We start from the raw sequence: 18,301 nt of genomic DNA, 5'->3' as shown, positions 1-18,301 counted from the left end.
CCCGCGCAACGGTCGCGTCTTGTCCGGTCCGCCGGGCGGCCCGTACCGTCGTAACGTCCCCCTGGACACCCCCCTTCGCACCGCCCGAGGTCAGCCATGCCGCCGTTGCGCACCGCACTGCTCCAGAGCTCCGGCCGACCCGGTTCGGTCGCCGACAGCCTCGCGGTGCTCGACGAGGCGGCGGCCCGTGCCTCGGCCGCCGGAGCCGGGCTGCTGGTCTGTCCCGAGATGTTCCTGACCGGGTACGCCATCGGCGACGACGTGCCCCGGCTGGCCGAGCCCGCCGGAGGACCTGCCGCGCGGTCCGTCGCCGGGATCGCCGCGCGCCACGGGCTGGCGGTGCTGTACGGCTACCCCGAGCGTGACGGCGAGCTGATCTACAACGCCGCGCAGCTCATCGGTCCCGGCGGCGCGCGGCTCGCGAACTACCGCAAGACCCATCTGTTCGGCCCCTTCGAGACCGCGTGGTTCACGCCGGGGGAGCGGACGGTCGTCCAGGCCGACCTCGCCGGGCTGCGCCTCGGCATCATGATCTGCTACGACGTCGAATTCCCGGAGAACGTCCGGGCCCACGCGCTCGCCGGTACCGACCTGCTGCTGGTGCCCACCGCGCTCATGCGACCGTTCGAGTTCGTTCCCGAGTCCGTCGTGCCGGTCCGGGCCTTCGAGAACCAGATGTACGTCGCGTACGCGAACCGGACCGGCCGGGAGGGCGCGTTCGAGTTCGCCGGACTCAGCTGTCTCGCCGGCCCCGACGGCGCCACCCGGGTGCGCGCCGGACGCGGTGCGGAGCTGGTCATCGGCGATGTCGATCCCGTCTTCCTCGGCGAGTCCCGCGAGGCCAATCCGTATCTGAAGGACCGCCGCCCCGGCCTGTACGCCTCCCTGGCCTGACGCGCCTCCCCCTTCCGGCGCGGCTCCCTGGTCCGGCGCCGGCCCGGTCCTCCGGCCGCCCCCGGAGCCTCAGCTTCCTTCGCGCTTTTCGTTCGTGCTTTTCGTTCGCGCTTTCGTTCGTGCTTCCCGTCCGTGCAAGGAGTCCCCACCCCATGACGTCCACGGTGCCCACCGCTGTCCCGCACACCGACGCGCAGCCGCCGATCACCATGTTCGGGCCGGACTTCCCCTACGCGTACGACGACTTCCTGGCGCATCCCGCCGGGCTCGGCCAGATACCCGCGACCGAGCACGGCGCCGAGGTCGCCGTGATCGGCGGCGGGCTCTCCGGCGTCATCACCGCGTACGAACTGATGAAGATGGGCCTCAAGCCGGTCGTGTACGAGGCGGACCAGATCGGCGGGCGGCTGCGTACCGTCGGCTTCGAGGGCTGCGACCCCGAGCTGACCGCCGAGATGGGCGCGATGCGCTTTCCGCCCTCCTCGACGGCGCTCCAGCACTACATCGACCTGGTGGGCCTGGAGACCCGGCCCTTCCCCAACCCGCTCGCCGCCGGCACCCCGTCGACCGTCGTCGACCTCAAGGGCGAGTCCCACTACGCCACGAGCGTCGACGACCTGCCGCAGGTCTTCCGCGACGTGATGGACGCCTGGAACACCTGCCTGGAGGAGGGCGCGGACTTCTCCGACATGAACCGCGCCCTGCGTGAGCGCGATGTCCCGCGCATCCGCGAGATCTGGGCGCGGCTGGTGGAGAAGCTCGACGACCAGACGTTCTACGGCTTCCTCTGCGACTCGCCGTCCTTCGCGTCCTTCCGGCACCGGGAGATCTTCGGCCAGGTGGGCTTCGGCACCGGCGGCTGGGACACCGACTTCCCCAACTCCATCCTGGAGATCCTGCGGGTCGTCTACACCGAGGCCGACGACCACCACCGGGGGATCGTGGGTGGCAGTCAGCAGCTGCCGGTACGGCTCTGGGAGCGCGCGCCGCAGAAGATCACGCACTGGCCGGCCGGTACGACGCTGTCCTCGCTGCACGACGGCGGGCCGAGGCCGGCGGTGACCCGGCTGCACCGGACGGCGGGCAACCGGATCACCGTGACGGACGCCTCCGGCCGGATACGCACCTACCGCGCGGCGGTCTTCACCGCCCAGTCCTGGCTGCTGCTCGCCAAGATCGCCTGTGATGACTCGCTCTTCCCCATCGACCACTGGACGGCGATGGAGCGCACCCACTACATGGAGTCGTCCAAGTTGTTCGTCCCGGTCGACCGGCCGTTCTGGCTGGACGAGGCGGTCGACGATCACGGCCGTCCCACCGGGCGCGACGTCATGTCGATGACGCTGACCGACCGGATGACCCGTGGCACGTATCTGCTGGACAACGGCCCGGACAAGCCCGCCGTCATCTGCCTCTCGTACACGTGGTGCGACGACAGCCTCAAGTGGCTGCCGCTCTCGGCCGACGAGCGGATGGAGGTGATGCTCAACTCGCTCCGGGAGATCTACCCCAAGGTCGACATCCGGCGGCACATCATCGGCAGCCCCGTGACCGTCTCCTGGGAGAACGAGCCGTACTTCATGGGCGCCTTCAAGGCCAATCTGCCCGGTCACTACCGCTACCAGCGGCGGCTGTTCACCCACTTCATGCAGGACAGGCTGCCCGAGGACAAGCGGGGCATCTTCCTGGCCGGTGACGACATCTCCTGGACGGCGGGCTGGGCGGAGGGTGCCGTGCAGACCGCGCTCAACGCGGTGTGGGGCGTCATGAACCACTTCGGCGGTGCCACGGACAGCACGAACCCCGGGCCCGGGGACCTGTACGACGAGATCGCCCCGGTCGAACTCCCTGAGGACTGACGGGGTCCCGGCCGCCGGAAGCGGTCACGGGAGGGACCTCTGAGCAGCCGCTTAGGATGAGGTGATGCCCGTCCCAGCAGCTCAGGAGCCACGCCCGTGACCGCCGAAGCCCCGTCCGTCGCCCAGCACGGCGCCCTCGTCCCCGTCTCAGTCCACTTCGACGACCTCGACGCGCTCGGGCTGCTGCACAACGCCCGCTACCCGCTGATAATCGAGCGCGCATGGACGGCCTACTGGGAGGAACGGGGCCTGCGTTACGAGGGCGACTGGGCCGCCGCGGGCGACGCCTGCAACGCGGTCAAGGAACTGCGCCTCACCTACGAGCTGCCGGTCAACCGCACCGGCGCGTACGCGGTCCACCTCTGGCTGGAACGGCTCGGCAACACCGGGCTCACCTACGGCTTCCGCTTCTGCTCGGCCGACGGCTCGGTGACGTACGCCCACGGCAGCCGCGTACTCGTCCGGCTCGACCCGGCGACCCTGCGCCCCGCCCCCTGGAGCGACCTGTTCAGATCTCTCGGCCGACAGCTGCTGCGTCCGGAACGCTGATCTCGGCGGGGGCCCGCCGGTCGGCCTTGCGCAGCACGCCGGCCCCCGCCATCAGGCCGCAGGCGAGCAGCGTCACCAGCCCGAAGGAGACCACCAGCGAGGTGGCGTCGGCGACCGCGCCGATCGCCGAGGGGGCGATCAGCCCCGAGGTGTAGGTGATGGTCGCGACGCCCGCGATGGCCTGACTCGGATTGGGTCCGCTGCGCCCGGCGGCGGCGAAGGTGAGCGGAACGACCACGGCCACGCCGAGGCCCAGGAGCGCGAAGCCGCCCATGGCGGCCGCCGGGTGGGGCGCCAGAGCCACCAGCAGGCCGCCCGCCACGGCCAGCGCACCGCTCGCCCGTACGGTCCGCACGGCGCCGAACCGGTCGACCACCCGGTCGCCGGCGAGCCGCGCGACGGCCATGGTGAGCGCGAAGGCCGTGGTCGACGCGGCGGCCAGACCGGGCGAGGTGTCCAGTACGTCCCGGAGATAGACCGCGGACCAGTCCATGCTCGCGCCCTCCGCGAAGACCGCGCAGAAGCCGATCGCGCCGATGAGCAGCGCGGACCGGGGCGGCAGGGCGAAGCGCGGCGGCGGCTCGGCGTCGGGAGCGCTGCGCAGATCCAGTACGCGCCGGCAGGCGATCAGACCGAGCACGGTGAGGACCGCGGCCACCAGCAGATGGTGCAGCCGGGCGTCGGTGCCCAGGTGCGCGGCGACGGTACCGCCGGCGGAACCGAGCAGCGCGCCCACGCTCCACATGCCGTGCAGGCTGGACATGATCGACTTGTCGATGCGGTTCTCGACCTCGACCCCGAGGGCGTTCATCGCGACGTCCGACATGCCGGCGGTGGCGCCGAACGCGAAGAGGACGGCGCACAGGGTCACGAGATTCGGCGCGAGGGACGGCAGCGTCAGCGCGAGCGTCCACAGGGCGAGCAGCACGCGCAGCGCGGTGCGGGCGCCGAAGCGGTGGCTGAACCGGCCGGCCAGCGGCATCGCGAGCGAGGCGCCGATCGCGGGGAAGGCGAGCGCGAGGCCGAGCTGGCCCGCGCTCACCCCGGCATGCTCCTGGATCCAGGGGATACGGGTGGCGAGGCTGCCCGTGACCGCGCCGTGCACACAGAAGACGGCGGCGATGGCGTACCGGGCCTGCCGCAGCCGTGGTTTGTCGAAGATCACTTCAGCCGACATGCTGTCTCTTCCTCCCCTGGGCGGTGGACCGGGTCCGGCGCACCTTCGACGCACCCGTCCACGATGCCCGAGTAAATTATCAGGAACCCTGCCTGATAAAAAGTGCGTCAGTGTCGCCCCCGCCATCTGGAAGGATCCCGGCATGGCCGCATCCCCGAGCACCGCCCGGGCCATCAACGACCGGCTCGCCCTGCGACTGCTCCAGCAGGAAGGCCCGTTGACGGCAGGGCAGTTGAAAACGCTGACCGGGCTCTCCCGCCCCAGCGTCGCCGACCTGGTGGAACGCCTGCAGGGCTCCGGCCTGGTCCAGGTCGTCGGTGAGACGGGAGACCGGCGCCGCGGCCCCAACGCCCGGCTGTACGGGATCATCGCGGACCGCGCCCACCTCGCCGCCCTCGACGTGCGCACCCACAGCGTCTCCGTCGTCGTCGCGGATCTGCTGGGCGCCACCCTCGCCGAGGCCGTCCTGCCCATCGGCAGCGACACCGCCACCGAAGCCGCCGTGGAACGAGCCGCCGCCCTGCTGGAGCGGACGGCCCGCGAGGCCGGCGCCGTACGGCTGCACAGCGTGGGCATCGGCGCCCCCGGCCTGGTGGACCCGGTCACCGGCGAACTCCGCGACAGCAGCGGACTGCCCGCCTGGCACCGGCGGCTCGTCGCCGTCCTCCAGGAACGGCTGCCCGCCACCGTCCTGGTGGAGAACGAGACGAACCTCGCCGCCCTCGCGGAGCAGCGCCTCGGCGCCGCCCGCGGTCATGACACCTTCGTCCTGCTCTGGCTCGGCCACGGGGTGGGCGCGGCCGTCGTGCTCGACGGGAAGCTCCGCCGGGGTGCCTCGGGCGGAGCCGGAGAGATCAGCTTCCTGCCGGTGCCCGGCACCTCGCGGCTGCCCTCCGCGATCGCCTGCGACGGAGGCTTCCACAGTCTGGTGGGTTCGTCCGCCGTCACTGAACTCGCCGGGCTGTGCGGGATCTCGGCCACCCCCGGGCCCCAGGAACCGGCCGCCGCGGCCGTCGTGCGCGCCGCCGTCGAGGCGGGGGGGCGAGGCGATGCCTTCCTCGACCTCCTCGCCCACCGGCTCGCGGTCGGCGCGGCGGCCGTCATCGCGGTCCTCGACCCCGGTCGGATCGTGCTGGCCGGGGAGGTCGGCCACGCGGGTGGCGCCGCGCTGGCCGCCCGCGTCGAGACCCGGCTGGCCGCGATGACCCCGCTGCGTACGGAAGTCAGACCCGGCACCCTCGGTGGCGCGGCGGTCCTGCGCGGCGCCCTGCTGACCGCGCGCGACGCGGCGCAGGACGAACTGTTCGCCCCGGGAGCCTGACCCCCCGTTCCGGGCGGCAGGACGTCCGGAACGCCGGATCCTCACCCCGAACCCCGAACCCCGAACCGCGACCGGCGCGTGGCCGTGGCAGCGCCGGTGCGCGTGACCGATTTGTGAGTCAGCACACAGCGGTCACCCACATGGCCGCCGATCAGCCGTGGCACACTGGTTCCGTACCAGAAGCAGCGCACTCCGGGGTCGGTGTAATTCCGAACCGGCGGTAATAGTCCGCGACCCGTCCGCATCCAGTGGCCGGTTGATCAGGTGAAATTCCTGGACCGACGGTGAAAGTCCGGATGGGAGGCAGTGCGCGGCGGGCCGTCATCGGTACGCCACCGTCGGTGGGTCGTTCTCGGACGATCCCGGTCGTCGGCCATGGCGTCCCCGTACACGTCCCGCTTCTCTGTCGTCATCGACAGGCCCCGGAGTCCACGCCCGAAGAGGCAGGAGGACCCGGTGGCGACCCAAGCCGAAACAGCGGCCGACGCTGACGCGATGCGCCGTGCCGTCACGCTCGCCGCCCGCGGACTCGGCTTCACCAGCCCCAATCCCGTCGTCGGGTGCGTGATCCTCGACGCCTCGGGACAGCTCGTGGGCGAAGGTTTCCACCAGCGCGCCGGCGGCCCGCACGCCGAGGTCCACGCCCTGCGCGCGGCCGGTGACCGGGCCCGTGGCGGCACGGCGTACGTCACCCTCGAACCCTGCGACCACACCGGCCGCACCGGCCCCTGCTCCCAGGCGCTCATCGCCGCGGGCGTCTCCCGCGTCAGTTATGCCGTCGCCGACCCCACCCCGCAGGCGACCGGCGGCGCCGGTACCCTGCGCGCGGCCGGAGTCACGGTCGAGCGGGGGCTCCTGGCCGAGGAGGCGGAAGCGGGCAACACCGCCTGGCTCACCTCCGTACGGCGCGGCCGCCCGCACGTCCTGTGGAAGTACGCCGCGACGCTCGACGGCCGGGTCGCGGCCGCCGACGCCACCAGCCGCTGGATCACCTCCGCCGAGGCCCGCGCCGACGTCCACCGGCTGCGCGCCGAGGCCGACGCCGTCGTGATCGGCTCCGGTACGGCCCGTACGGACGACCCGCACCTCGCGGTGCGCGGCATCGAGGGCGCCGTCCAGCCGCTGCGCGTCGTCGTCGACACCGAGGGCACCGCGGTCCGCGCGGGCGCCCGGATCCTGGACGACGCGGCGCCCACCCTGATCGCGGTCGCGGAAGACGCCGAGGTCGCCGGACCCCGACCGGCGGGACCTCGCGCGGAGGTCGTCCGGCTGCCCCGCGCCGCCCGGGGCCTGGACATCCCCGCCCTGCTGGCCGCCCTGCACGAGCGCGGCGTCCGCTCCGTACTCCTCGAAGGCGGTCCGGCCCTGGCCGGCTCCTTCGTCGCCGCGGGCGCCGTCGACAAGGTCGTCGGCTACCTCGCCCCCGTCCTGCTCGGCGCCGGTCCCGCCGCCCTCGCCGACGCCGGAATCACCACGATCGCCGGGGCGTTGCGCCTGCGGATCACGGAGACCGTCCGGATCGGCACGGACCTGCGCGTCACCGCCGTACCCGTTCCGGCCGTTCCCGATCCGGCCGTACCCGATCCCACCACCTCCGGCACCGCCGTTTCCGGCGCCGCCGTCCCCGCCGTCCCCGGCACCCCCACCAAGGAGCGTTGAGTGTTCACCGGAATCGTCGAAGAACTGGGCGAGGTCACCGCCGTCGAGAATCTCGGTGACTCCTCCCGCTTCCGGCTGCGCGGCGCGGTCGTCACCGACGGCGCGAAGCACGGCGACTCGATCGCCGTCAACGGTGTCTGCCTGACCGTCGTCGACCTCGACCAGGGCGAGTTCACCGCCGATGTGATGGCGGAGACCCTGAACCGCTCCAGCCTCGGCGCGCTGGAGACCGGCTCCCGGGTCAACCTGGAGCGGCCCATGGCCCTCGGCGGGCGGCTCGGCGGGCACATCGTCCAGGGGCACGTGGACGGCACCGGCACGATCGTCGGGCGCAAGCCCTCCGAGCACTGGGAGATCGTCACGATCTCGCTGCCCGCCGCCCTGACCCGCTATGTCGTCGAGAAGGGCTCGATCACCGTGGACGGCGTCAGCCTCACGGTCGTCGACGCGGGCCCCGACCACTTCACCATCAGCCTCATCCCCACCACCCTCGCGCTGACCACCCTCGGCATCAAGGGACCCGGGGACCCGGTCAACCTCGAAGTCGACGTCATCGCGAAGTACGTCGAGCGACTGCTCGGCGACGGGAGCGCCGCCGCGACGGGTATCGCCGCTGCCGCCGGGAACGCTGCCGCCGGGAACGCCGCCGGGACCGAGCAGACCCAGGAGACCGGCCGATGAGCGCCGTGACCTGGCTGAACGGCGAGGCCTTCGCGGCCTTCGGCCAGCACATCGTCTGGTCCGACATGATCGGCAACGTCATCGGTCTGCTCGCGCTCGCGCTCGGCTGGCGGCGTTCGATCTGGACCTGGCCCGCCCAGTTCCTGTCCGGTCTCATCCTGGTCGGCGCCTACGCCTCCGCGCAGCTCAGCGGCGGCGTCGGCAAGCAGCTGCTGGTCATCGTCGTGGCGCTGTGGGGCTGGCGCCTGTGGCAGCGCGGCGGGCAGCGGGCCCAGGACGGATCCATCGCCATCCGGTTCGCCACCTGGCGCGAGCGCGGGGTCCTGCTCGCCGGTACCGCGCTCGGCACCCTCGCGGTCGGCGGCCTGTTCGTCGCCGTTCCCGAACTCTCCTGGAACCCCTGGCCCGACGCCTACATCTTCGTCGGCACGCTGGCCGCCATGGTCGCCCAGGCCCGGGGGCTCGTCGAATTCTGGTTCGCCTGGCTCCTCGTCGACGTCGTCGGCGTGCCCCTCGCGTTCAGCAGCGGACTCGCCTTCTCCGGCTTCGTGTACCTGATCTACCTGGCCCTCGTCCTGTGGGGCTTGCGTGACTGGTGGCTGCGTTCCCGCGCCGGCGCCACGCCTCTGGAAGGAGCAGCAGCATGACCGCACTTCCCACCTGGTACTCCACCGACAACGTCGAGGACCTCTCCCTCGACCCGGTGGAGCAGGCCATCCGCGACATCGCGGCGGGCCGCCCGGTGGTCGTCGTCGACGACGAGGACCGCGAGAACGAGGGCGATCTCGTCATCGCCGCCGAGAAGGCCACCCCCGAGATCGTCGCCTTCATGATGAGCGAGTGCCGCGGACTGATCTGCGCCCCCATGGAAGGCGCGGAGCTGGAGCGGCTCGAACTCCCGCAGATGGTCGACCACAACACCGAGTCGATGCGGACCGCCTTCACGGTCTCCGTGGACGCGGCGCCCGCGCACGGCGTCACCACCGGCATCTCCGCCGCCGACCGCGCCACCACGCTCCAGCTGCTCGCCACCGGCGACGCCGTGCCCGGTGACTTCGTACGGCCCGGACACGTCTTCCCGCTGCGCGCCAAGCCCGGCGGGGTGCTCGTACGCAACGGCCACACCGAGGCGGCCGTCGACCTGGCCCGGCTCGCGGGCCTGCGCCCGGCCGGCGCGATCGTGGAGATCGCCGGCGAGGACGGCGTGATGCTCCGGCTGCCCGAGCTGATCCCGTTCGCCCGCAAGCACGGCCTGACGATCATCTCCATCGAGGACCTGATCGCCTACCGCCGCACCTCCGAGCCGACCGTCCGGCGCGAGGCCGAGGTCCGGCTCCCCACCGCCCACGGTGAGTTCACCGCGTACGGCTACCGCTCCACCGTCGACGGCGTCGAGCATGTCGCCCTCGTCCACGGGGAGATCGGCGACGGCGAGGACCTGCTGGTCCGCGTCCACTCCGAATGCCTCACCGGCGACATCTTCAGCTCGCAGCGCTGCGACTGCGGCCCCCAGCTCCAGGCCGCCATGGCGCGCATCACCGAGGCCGGCCGCGGCGTCGTGGTCTACCTGCGCGGCCACGAGGGCCGGGGCATCGGGCTGCTGTCCAAGCTGCGCGCGTACGAGCTCCAGGAACGCGGGCGCGACACCCTGGACGCCAACCTCGAACTCGGTCTGCCCGCCGATGCCCGTGACTACGCGGCGGGCGCCCAGATCCTCGACGACCTCGGGGTCCGCGGTGTACGGCTGATGACGAACAACCCCGACAAGACCACCGCGCTCGTCCGGCACGGCCTCCGGGTCACCGGACGCGAGCCCATGCCCGTCCAGGCGGGGGAGCACAACCTCCGCTACCTGCGCACCAAGCGCGACCGGATGGGCCATGACCTGCCCTGGCTCGACGGCGCCGCCGGCGCGTCCGCCTGCGGCAACCAGTAGGACGACCGGCAGCACCTGTCGATCCGGCACGACCTGCACGACCTGCACGACCTGCACGACCTTCAGACCCAGCGACAACCAGCTTCGAGGAGAGACGTGAGCGGCAAGGGCGCACCCGTACTGACGGTGAAGAACTGCGGAGACCTCCGGGTCGCCGTGATCGCGGCGCAGTGGCACGAGAAGATCATGGACGGCCTCGTCGACGGCGCGCTGCGCGCCCTGGGGGAACTCGGCATCGACGAGCCGACGCTGCTGCGCGTCCCCGGCAGCTTCGAGCTACCGGTCGTCGCCAAGGTGCTCGCCGGACGCGGCTACGACGCGATCGTCGCGCTCGGCGTCGTCATCCGGGGCGGCACCCCGCACTTCGAGTATGTGTGCCAGGGCGTCACCCAGGGCCTCACCCAGGTCGCGGTCGACAGCGGCGTGCCGATCGGCTTCGGTGTCCTCACCGTCGACACCGAGCAGCAGGCCCTGGACCGGGCGGGGCTGGAAGGCTCGTACGAGGACAAGGGCCATGAGGCGGTCACCGCGGCCGTCGCCACCGCGACCACCCTCCGTACCATCTCCGAACCCTGGCGCTGACCCTGGAGCCCGGGGCCCCGCGCGGCCGCGTAAAGTGAGCGCCACCATGTCCAAGAAGACGTTCGAGGAGCTCTTCACCGAGCTCCAGCAGAAGGCCGCCAACGGCGACCCCGCCACTTCCCGTACCGCCGAGCTGGTCGGCAAGGGCGTCCATGCCATCGGCAAGAAGGTCGTCGAAGAGGCGGCCGAGGTGTGGATGGCCGCCGAGTACGAGGGCAAGGAAGCCGCCGCCGAGGAGATCTCCCAGCTCCTCTACCACGTCCAGGTGATGATGGTCGCGCGCGGAATCTCCCTCGACGACGTGTACGCCCACCTCTGAGCCGTTCCCGCACCGAACAGCAGCCCCACCCGGCCCGCCGGTACGCCCAACCGTCCCTCCGTACAAAGGAGTCCGACCTCATGCTGCGCATCGCCATCCCCAACAAAGGTTCCCTGTCCGGACCTGCGTCGGCGATGCTCCATGAGGCCGGCTACCAGCAGCGCAAGGAGTCCAAGGAACTCGTCCTGGTCGACCCGGACAACGACGTCGAGTTCTTCTACCTCCGCCCGCGCGACATCGCGATCTACGTCAGCTCCGGCCGGCTCGACATCGGCATCACCGGACGCGATCTGCTGCTGGACTCCGGCGCCAACGCCGAGGAGATCCTCCCGCTCGGCTTCGCCCGCTCCACCTTCCGCTACGCCACCAGGCCGGGCACCGCGAGCGGGGTCGAGGGCTTCGGCGGCATGACCGTCGCCACCTCGTACGAGGGCATCGTCGCCAAGCACCTCGCCGACAACGGCGTCGACGCCGCCGTCGTCCACCTGGACGGCGCGGTCGAGACCGCCGTCGAACTGGGCGTCGCCCAGATCATCGCCGACGTGGTGGAGACCGGCACCTCGCTGCGCAACGCGGGCCTCGAAGTGATCGGGGAGCCGATCATGACGTCCGAGGCGATCGTCATCCGCCGCACCGGCGCGGACGCCGACGAGCCGAAGGTGCGGCAGTTCCTGCGCAGGCTCCAGGGCGTCCTCGTGGCCCGTACGTACGTGATGATGGACTACGACTGCCGCGCCGAGCACCTGGAACGGGCCGTCGCCCTCACCCCGGGCCTGGAGTCGCCGACCATCTCCCCGCTGCACAACGAGGGCTGGGTCGCCGTCCGCGCGATGGTCCCGACCCGGGACGCGCAGCGGATCATGGACGATCTGTACGAGCTGGGCGCCCGCGCCATCCTCACCACGGCCATCCACGCCTGCCGCCTCTGACCCCGGGAGGACCGAGAACTCATGACCGCCCCCGCGCACCGGCCGGAACCGCCCGTCCTGCCCGTCACCTTCCGGCCGACGCGTACCCGGGCCGTGCTGCTCTCCGTCGGCGCGGTCATGTTCGCCGTCATCACCGCCGTCGCCCTGCTGCTGGACATGACCGGAGGATCGCGGATGAGTTTCATCCTCACGGCCCTCCTCATCTTCGGCGTGCTCGTGCTGCTCAGCCGCCCCCAGGTCGTCGCCGACGAGAGCGGGGTGACCGTCGTCAACGTCACCCGCACCCGCCGGCTGGCCTGGGCGGAGATCCTGCGGGTCAATCTGCGTCCCGGCGACCCCTGGGTCTTCCTGGACCTCAGTGACGGCACCAGTCTGCCCGTGCTGGGCATCCAGCCCGGCATCGCCAAGGCGCACGCCATCCGCGACGCCCGCGCCCTGCGCGCGCTCGCCGAATCCCGCTCCGCCGTCACCGACATCGGCTGAGCCCCTGCACCTGCGCGCCCCGACTTGTTTACTCTGGTGGCGGTGGCGCCGAGCGCGCCCCGCCCCGCATCCGACGGCCGCTCACCGGCCCGTGGGGCACCTGCGACCCGAGGAGTGATTCCCTCCAGCAATGGACGGATCATCCGGTAGTACTTGCGCCGCCCCCTTCGACGAGGCGGCGGCATGACCATCCCCCTTCTGCTGCTCGCCGCGGCATTCCTCCTGATCCTCGCCAACGGCTTCTTCGTGGCGGCCGAGTTCGGCCTGATCACCGTGGACCGTCCGGACGCCGAGCGCGCGGCCGCCGCCGGCGACCGCCGGGCCCGTACCGTCGTCAGATCGCTGCGGCAACTGTCCTTCCAGCTCTCCGGCACCCAGCTGGGCATCACCATCACGTCCCTGGTCGTGGGCATGCTCGCCGAGCCCGCGCTCGCCCAGCTGCTGGACGGCCCGCTCGCCGCGACCGGACTGCCCGACCGGGCCGTCTCCGGGGTGGCGGTGGTCCTCGGCATGCTGTTCGCCGCCGCCGTACAGATGGTCATCGGCGAACTCGTCCCCAAGAACTGGGCGGTCTCCCGGCCGCTCCAGGTGGCACGGTTCGTCGCCGGACCGCAGTACCTGTTCGCGCGCGTGTTCCGGCCGGTGATCTCCCTGCTCAACACCGTCGCCAACCGCCTCGTCCGGATGCTGGGCGTGGAACCGACGGACGAACTCGCCTCCGCCCGCACCCCCGGCGAGCTGGTCTCCCTGGCCCGCCACTCGGCCCGGGCCGGCACCCTCGAACAGGACACGGCCGACCTGTTCGTACGGACCCTGTCACTCGGCCGGCTCACCGCGGAGCAGGTCATGACGCCCCGCGTGAAGGTGAGCGCCCTGCAGTCCGACGCGACCGCGGCGGACGTCCTCAACCTGACCCGCGCCACCGGCCTGTCCCGCTTCCCGGTCTACCGGGACCGCATCGACGAGATCGTGGGCATGGTGCATCTCAAGGACGCGCTCCGTGTGCCCGTCCAGGAGCGGCTGCACACCCCCGCCGGACAGATCGCCGTCCCGGCGCTGCTGGTGCCCGGGACGCTGCCCGTGCAGCAGTTGCTGGAGCGGCTGCGCAGCGAACAGCCCATAGCCGTCGTGGTCGACGAGTACGGCGGTACGGCCGGGGTCGTCACCCTGGAGGACATCATCGAGGAACTGGTCGGCGAGGTCCGCGACGAGCACGACGCCGAGGGCGACGGCCGGCCGGAGCTGGCGCCCGTCGCACCCGAGGACGGCAGGCCGGCCTGGGAGGCGGACGGCAGCGCCCGTGTCCTCACCCTGCGCCGGATCGGCCTGGAGGTGCCCGACGGTCCGTACGAGACCCTGGCGGGCCTGGTCGCCGATCTGCTGGGACGTATCCCGGCCCCCGGTGACCGGGCCGAGCTGCCCGGCTGGCGGCTCTCCGTGCGCCAGGTGGACCGCTACCGCGCCGAACGGGTCCGGCTGGTCCGCACGGTGGACGCCCCGGCCGGCGCGACGGCGGACCTCCCGGCCGATGCCCCGGCCGATGACCTGACAGGGGCCCCGGCGGGCGCTGTCTCCGGTATACCGGCCGGCGCACCGGCCCAGGCCCTCCGGACCCCTCAGGTTCCCGCGATGGCGGAGGGCCCCCGATGACCGCCCTGCAACTCCTCTTCGCGATAATCCTGGTGCTCGCCAACGGCTTCTTCGTGGGCGCGGAATTCGCGCTCGTCTCCGTACGGCGCAGTCAGATCGAGCCGCACGCCGCCCTCGGTTCCGCGCGGGCGAGGCAGGCGCTGTACGGCCTGGAGAACCTGCCGCAGATGATGGCGGCGGCGCAGTTCGGCATCACCGTCTGCTCCCTGACCCTCGGCGCGGTCGCCGAGCCGACGGTGGCGCATCTGCTCGAACCCCTTTTCCACGCGGTGCGGCTGCCCGAGGGGCTGATCCATCCGCTCGGGTACGTCATCGCCCTCGCGCTGGTCGTCTTCCTGCACCTGGTCATCGGCGAGATGGTCCCCAAGAACCTCGCCATGGCCGCCCCGGAGAAGACCGCGCTCTGGCTCAGCCCCGGCCTGGTCGGCTTCGCCCGGCTGTGCCGCCCGGTGACCGCCGCTCTCGGCGCCTGCGCCCGGCTGGTGCTGCGGGCCTTCCGCGTCGAGCCCAAGGACGAGGTGGAGGCGGTCTTCACCAGCGAGCAGCTCAATCAGCTCGTCGAGGACTCCGGCCAGGCCGGACTCCTCGAACCGGAAGCCCAGGAACGGCTGGAGGACGCCCTGGAGCTGGGCAGCCGCCCGGTCACCGACGTCCTGCTCCCCAACGCCACGCTGGTTACCGTGGCCCCCTCGGTCACCCCGCGCGAGATCGAGGAGCTGACGGTACGCACCGGCTACTCCCGCTTCCCGGTCTGCGCGGAGGGGCGCGGGGCCTTCATGGGCTACCTGCACGTCAAGGACGTCCTCGACCTGGAGGCCGGCGAGCGGGCCGTACCGCAGCACGTCTGGCGGCCGATGGCGACGCTCCGGGCGGAACTCCCGCTGGACGACGCCCTCACCGTGATGCGCCGCGCCGCCACCCACCTCGCCCAGGTCGCGGACGCGTCCGGGCGGGTGCTCGGCCTGGTGGCGATGGAGGACGTCCTGGAAATGCTGGTCGGCGAGGTACGGGATCCGTCCCACCGGGAGGGCGGGCCGCGGGCGGCCCTGCTCGGTGAGCAGCGCTCCGACCAGGCCGGCCAGGTCCTGGCGCGCTGAGCGCACACGTGACGCGGCTCCCCGGGCCCGGCGGAGGTCACGGCCCGCCGGAGCCCATGGGGGCCGCGTCACGTGTGTCCGTACGTCCGGCGGCCGTCGGCGGCCGCCCGCGTGCCGCCTCAGACCGGGCCCAGCGGGCCCTCAGACCGGGCCCAGCGGTCCGCGCCCCGAGAGCACCTCTCCGTACGCCTGCATCAGGTCGGGCAGCCGCAGCGTGGCCAGGTCGTCGCGGCCGGGCGTGCCGGTGTAGCCGGAGAGCCGCAGATCGCGGTACGCGCAGCTCTTCTCGTACAGCGTGCGGGCGAAGCGGCCGTTGCCCAGCTCGTCGATCCAGCCCTGGTCGACGACGTGCCCGCTGATGGAGTGCAGCTCGTCCGCCGCTTCCTCGTCCCAGACGTCGCCGTTCTCGGCCGCCAGTACGCCGCCGATGGCGGTCAGTTCGGGCGGCCGGTAGCTGGGGAAGTCGACACGGCTGGTGAAGCGGGAGGACAGGCCCGGATTGGTGGCGAGGAGCCGGTCCATCCCCTCCGGATAGCCGGCCAGGATGACGACGAGATGGTCGCGGCTGTCCTCGGCGCGCTTCAGCAGTACCTGAAGGGCCTCGTCGCCGTACGCGTCACCCTTGCTGTAGGCGGAGTTGGAGAGGCTGTACGCCTCGTCCACGAAGAGCACCCCGCCGATCGCCGAGTCGATCAGCTCGTTCGCCTTGACGGCGGTCTGGCCGAGGAACTCACCCACCAGATCGGCCCGTTGGGCCTCGACCAGATGATCGCCGCCGAGCAGCCCGAGGGCGTAGAAGATCCGGCCGAGAATGCGCGCGACGGTCGTCTTGCCCGTGCCGGAGGGGCCCGAGAACACGAAGTGGCGCTTCGGCGGCTGGACGGGCAGCCCCTGGCCCGCCCGCAACCGGGCCATGTTCAGCTGTGCGGAGACCGCCTTGACCTGCCGTTTCACCGGCTCCAGGCCGACCATGCGCTCCAGCTCCGCCAGCGCGTCGGCGAGCAGCTCCGGATCTGTCGGGCCCTGCGGGAAGCGCGGCGGCCGGGGCCGCGCGGGGCGTGACGCCTTCTCCCGTACACCGTCGGGCACGACGGCCGGACCCGGGCCGCCGAACTGCGGCCCGCTGTCCGGCCCCGGAGCTGAGCTCGGGCCCGTCCCCGCCTCGCCGCCGAGCAGCGGATCGGAGCCCCCGGGGCCCTCGGTCCCGCTCCGCGTCTCCAGCGCGTCCAGGGTGTCCAGCGCGCCCGGCGTGTCCAGGCCGAAGCCGGCCAGTGCCACCGAGGCGCGGCCCACCGGATCGTCCGGTCCTTCGAACGCGTCGTACCCGTCGTATCCGTCGGAATCGGTGATCGCCGCGAGTCGGGCCGCGGTGTCCATGAACGCCGGATCCAGCCGGTGCACGGCCCGGTAGAGCGGCAGCGCGGCGGCGCTGCGCCCGGTGCCCTCATGGGCGCGTGCCAGCCAGTACCGCAGCTCCTTGCGCTGCGGCTGCTCGCTGCGGCAGCGCATCAGGGCCGTGGACAGCAGCGGCTCGGCCTGCCCGTACATCTCCAGCCTGACCCGGGCCATCCCGCCGAAGAGCCCCGCCTCGGTGCCCAGCAGCGGGTCGTCGACGAGCGGTTCGGTGTGCCGTACCAACTGCTCCCAGTCCTTGATCAGATAGGAGCGGCAGGCATGCAGGAAGCGCACCTGGGGATCGGCGTCCACGGGCGGGAGGCCCGCGAGGGCCCCGTCCAGCTCCGGCACATGACGGCCGTCGAGCCAGTGGGAGGCGTGGGCGAGCAGCAGATCGCGTCCGCTCTCCAGCACCGGCTGGACCCACCAGCCCAGCCAGTACCAGGAGTTGAGGGTGCGGCGGTGACGGGCGCGCTGTTCGCCGAAGCGGCCGCGGTGGCGGTACATGTGCAGCAGGGCGGTGGTGGTGTCGACGCGCAGCGCGTGCAGTCCGAGCCAGCCGTCGGCCATCCCGGGATCGAGCTGTACGGCGGCCTTGAACTCGTCCTCGGCCTGGGGATACGCCCCCATGGTGTAGGCGTCCACGCCGCGCATCCAGGCGAGGTCGGCCGGGGCCGGAGGGCCCTGCGAGCCGGTGCCGGTGTCCATCAGGTCCCCCAGCGTGCCGAACCACCTTGTCGCGGACGGGAATTGACCGCACTGAGAGCCATCGTACCTGCGCGGAGGGTGCCGGAGGGGTGTCCGGCCGGGGGCGTCATTCCCGGACGGTGGCGGTGACCCAGGGTGAGTGGGGGCGGGGGAACGGTCCGGGATGAGCCGCCGGAAACGCGGAACGAAGCCCCCGATCACGGGGGAACAACCGGGGGCCTCGCGTCCACGGCGGCTCCGAAAAGCCGCACATCGAGAACGTAGGACGTGTCCCGCCCCCGGTCAAGCCGCACAGGAGCGTGCGCGGGGAGAATGTCCGACCGCTCAGTATGGTGGCCGAATCCGATCACTGTGGGTGAGGTGATGAGGCGATCCGGCGGTCGCGCCCGGCCCTGGAGCCATCACGTACCCCTCCTGCCCCTCGCGTACCAGGGTGTCGGCGAAGGGGCGGGACGGGTCCGCCGCGAAGTGGCGAGTCTCCGCCACCGTCCAGCCGTCCCAGAAGGCGGCCTGCGCGGGTCCGTCCCGCCGCCTGCCCCGCTCCCAGGACGCCTCGGGGCCCCTCTCCATCCAGAGCAGGCGGGCCAGATACGGCCGCAGCGCCCGGCGCCCGGCCCCGACTCCTTCGACGAGGACGACCGGGGCCGGCTCCAGGGCGCGCGGCGCCCCGAAGGTCCGCAGGGTCCAGTCGTACGGCGCGTACCGCGCGGCCGAGCCGGCCGCGAGCGGCTCGATCACCTGTGCGAGCAGCCTCGGCATCCAGGCGAACAGCTCCTCGTGCGTCGCCATGTCGTCGAGCCGGAGTACGGGGGCGTCGCCCAGTGCCACCGCGAGCCGTCCCGCGAAGGTGCTCTTGCCGGAGCCCGCGTGACCGTCGACGGCGATCAGCCGGACGGGACCGCAGGAGGGCGGCAGGGCCCGCAGGACCGCCGCGGCGTCGGTCAGCTCGTTCATCCGTCCCACCCTACGAGGTCCCCGGGCGCGCCCGCCGTCGCGCCCCGCTGTACCGCCGCAGGTCACGCCACTGGTCGAGACCAATATTGCTCGCGCGACGCGGTCCGA

The 18,301-nt window shown here is 72.3% G+C and carries 17 protein-coding genes and 1 riboswitch; of the genes, 14 read left to right on the top strand and 3 right to left on the bottom strand.

What is annotated here, in order from left to right; translation table 11 throughout:
- The first annotated feature begins 96 nt into the window (after positions 1-96).
- The 3 genes from ACIBAE_RS27015 to ACIBAE_RS27005 all read left to right on the top strand — a co-directional run bounded on the left by ACIBAE_RS27015 (position 97) and on the right by ACIBAE_RS27005 (position 3,302).
- Positions 97-894 carry a carbon-nitrogen hydrolase family protein gene (locus ACIBAE_RS27015; RefSeq protein WP_399290271.1) on the top strand — a complete coding sequence of 266 codons (798 nt, stop codon included), beginning with the start codon at positions 97-99 and terminating at the stop codon, positions 892-894.
- Positions 895-1,046: 152 nt separating this feature from the next.
- Entirely contained in the window at positions 1,047-2,753 is a 1,707-nt protein-coding gene (locus ACIBAE_RS27010) for a flavin monoamine oxidase family protein (RefSeq protein WP_399290269.1), read from the top strand.
- Positions 2,754-2,849: 96 nt separating this feature from the next.
- Positions 2,850-3,302: an acyl-CoA thioesterase gene (locus ACIBAE_RS27005; RefSeq protein ID WP_399290267.1), complete on the top strand. Its 453-nt coding sequence runs from the start codon at positions 2,850-2,852 to the stop codon at positions 3,300-3,302.
- On the opposite strand, the gene ACIBAE_RS27000 is transcribed toward ACIBAE_RS27005, so the two are convergent.
- Entirely contained in the window at positions 3,262-4,479 is a 1,218-nt protein-coding gene (locus ACIBAE_RS27000; protein ID WP_399290265.1) for an MFS transporter, read from the bottom strand. The genes ACIBAE_RS27005 and ACIBAE_RS27000 overlap by 41 nt on opposite strands.
- A gap of 142 nt (positions 4,480-4,621) precedes the next feature.
- On the opposite strand from ACIBAE_RS27000, the gene ACIBAE_RS26995 reads away from it, so the two are divergent.
- The 11 genes from ACIBAE_RS26995 to ACIBAE_RS26945 all read left to right on the top strand — a co-directional run bounded on the left by ACIBAE_RS26995 (position 4,622) and on the right by ACIBAE_RS26945 (position 15,136).
- Entirely contained in the window at positions 4,622-5,800 is a 1,179-nt protein-coding gene (locus ACIBAE_RS26995; RefSeq protein ID WP_399290263.1) for an ROK family transcriptional regulator, read from the top strand.
- A gap of 183 nt (positions 5,801-5,983) precedes the next feature.
- Positions 5,984-6,114: riboswitch (FMN riboswitch) on the top strand.
- 181 nt (positions 6,115-6,295) lie between these two features.
- Positions 6,296-7,459, top strand: a complete 1,164-nt coding sequence (ribD, locus tag ACIBAE_RS26990) for a bifunctional diaminohydroxyphosphoribosylaminopyrimidine deaminase/5-amino-6-(5-phosphoribosylamino)uracil reductase RibD (RefSeq protein WP_399290297.1) — start codon at positions 6,296-6,298, stop codon at positions 7,457-7,459.
- On the top strand, positions 7,460-8,140 hold the full coding sequence (locus ACIBAE_RS26985; RefSeq protein ID WP_399290261.1) for a riboflavin synthase: 681 nt from the start codon (positions 7,460-7,462) through the stop codon (positions 8,138-8,140).
- A complete protein-coding gene (locus ACIBAE_RS26980; protein ID WP_399290259.1) occupies positions 8,137-8,787 on the top strand; it encodes a nicotinamide riboside transporter PnuC in 651 nt (216 codons plus the stop codon). The genes ACIBAE_RS26985 and ACIBAE_RS26980 overlap by 4 nt, the downstream gene beginning before the upstream one ends.
- Complete coding sequence (locus ACIBAE_RS26975) at positions 8,784-10,076, top strand: bifunctional 3,4-dihydroxy-2-butanone-4-phosphate synthase/GTP cyclohydrolase II (protein WP_399290257.1); 1,293 nt, start codon at positions 8,784-8,786, stop codon at positions 10,074-10,076. The genes ACIBAE_RS26980 and ACIBAE_RS26975 overlap by 4 nt, the downstream gene beginning before the upstream one ends.
- Positions 10,077-10,172: 96 nt before the next feature.
- Positions 10,173-10,658 carry a 6,7-dimethyl-8-ribityllumazine synthase gene (gene ribH, locus ACIBAE_RS26970; protein ID WP_399290255.1) on the top strand — a complete coding sequence of 162 codons (486 nt, stop codon included), beginning with the start codon at positions 10,173-10,175 and terminating at the stop codon, positions 10,656-10,658.
- A gap of 46 nt (positions 10,659-10,704) precedes the next feature.
- Entirely contained in the window at positions 10,705-10,977 is a 273-nt protein-coding gene (locus ACIBAE_RS26965) for a phosphoribosyl-ATP diphosphatase (RefSeq protein ID WP_020128904.1), read from the top strand.
- A gap of 80 nt (positions 10,978-11,057) precedes the next feature.
- On the top strand, positions 11,058-11,906 hold the full coding sequence (gene hisG / locus ACIBAE_RS26960; protein WP_399290253.1) for an ATP phosphoribosyltransferase: 849 nt from the start codon (positions 11,058-11,060) through the stop codon (positions 11,904-11,906).
- A gap of 21 nt (positions 11,907-11,927) precedes the next feature.
- Positions 11,928-12,389, top strand: a complete 462-nt coding sequence (locus tag ACIBAE_RS26955) for a PH domain-containing protein (protein WP_399290251.1) — start codon at positions 11,928-11,930, stop codon at positions 12,387-12,389.
- A 183-nt stretch (positions 12,390-12,572) separates the two neighbouring features.
- Positions 12,573-14,039, top strand: coding sequence for a hemolysin family protein (locus ACIBAE_RS26950; protein ID WP_399290249.1), 1,467 nt, complete (start codon positions 12,573-12,575; stop codon positions 14,037-14,039).
- On the top strand, positions 14,036-15,136 hold the full coding sequence (locus tag ACIBAE_RS26945) for a hemolysin family protein (RefSeq protein ID WP_399290248.1): 1,101 nt from the start codon (positions 14,036-14,038) through the stop codon (positions 15,134-15,136). Before ACIBAE_RS26950 ends, ACIBAE_RS26945 begins: the two co-directional genes overlap by 4 nt.
- A 141-nt stretch (positions 15,137-15,277) precedes the next feature.
- Here ACIBAE_RS26945 and ACIBAE_RS26940 read toward each other — a convergent pair whose 3' ends face one another.
- Entirely contained in the window at positions 15,278-17,239 is a 1,962-nt protein-coding gene (locus ACIBAE_RS26940) for an AAA family ATPase (RefSeq protein ID WP_399290246.1), read from the bottom strand.
- 324 nt (positions 17,240-17,563) lie between these two features.
- Entirely contained in the window at positions 17,564-18,193 is a 630-nt protein-coding gene (locus tag ACIBAE_RS26935) for a uridine kinase (protein ID WP_399290244.1), read from the bottom strand.
- Positions 18,194-18,301: the final 108 nt, after the last annotated feature.

The sequence above is a fragment of the Streptomyces sp. NPDC051569 genome, from assembly GCF_044454085.1.
GTDB lineage: Bacteria > Actinomycetota > Actinomycetes > Streptomycetales > Streptomycetaceae > Streptomyces.
The sequence above is the reverse complement of the archived record's forward strand: the minus strand, read 5'-3'. Positions and strand labels throughout refer to the sequence as shown.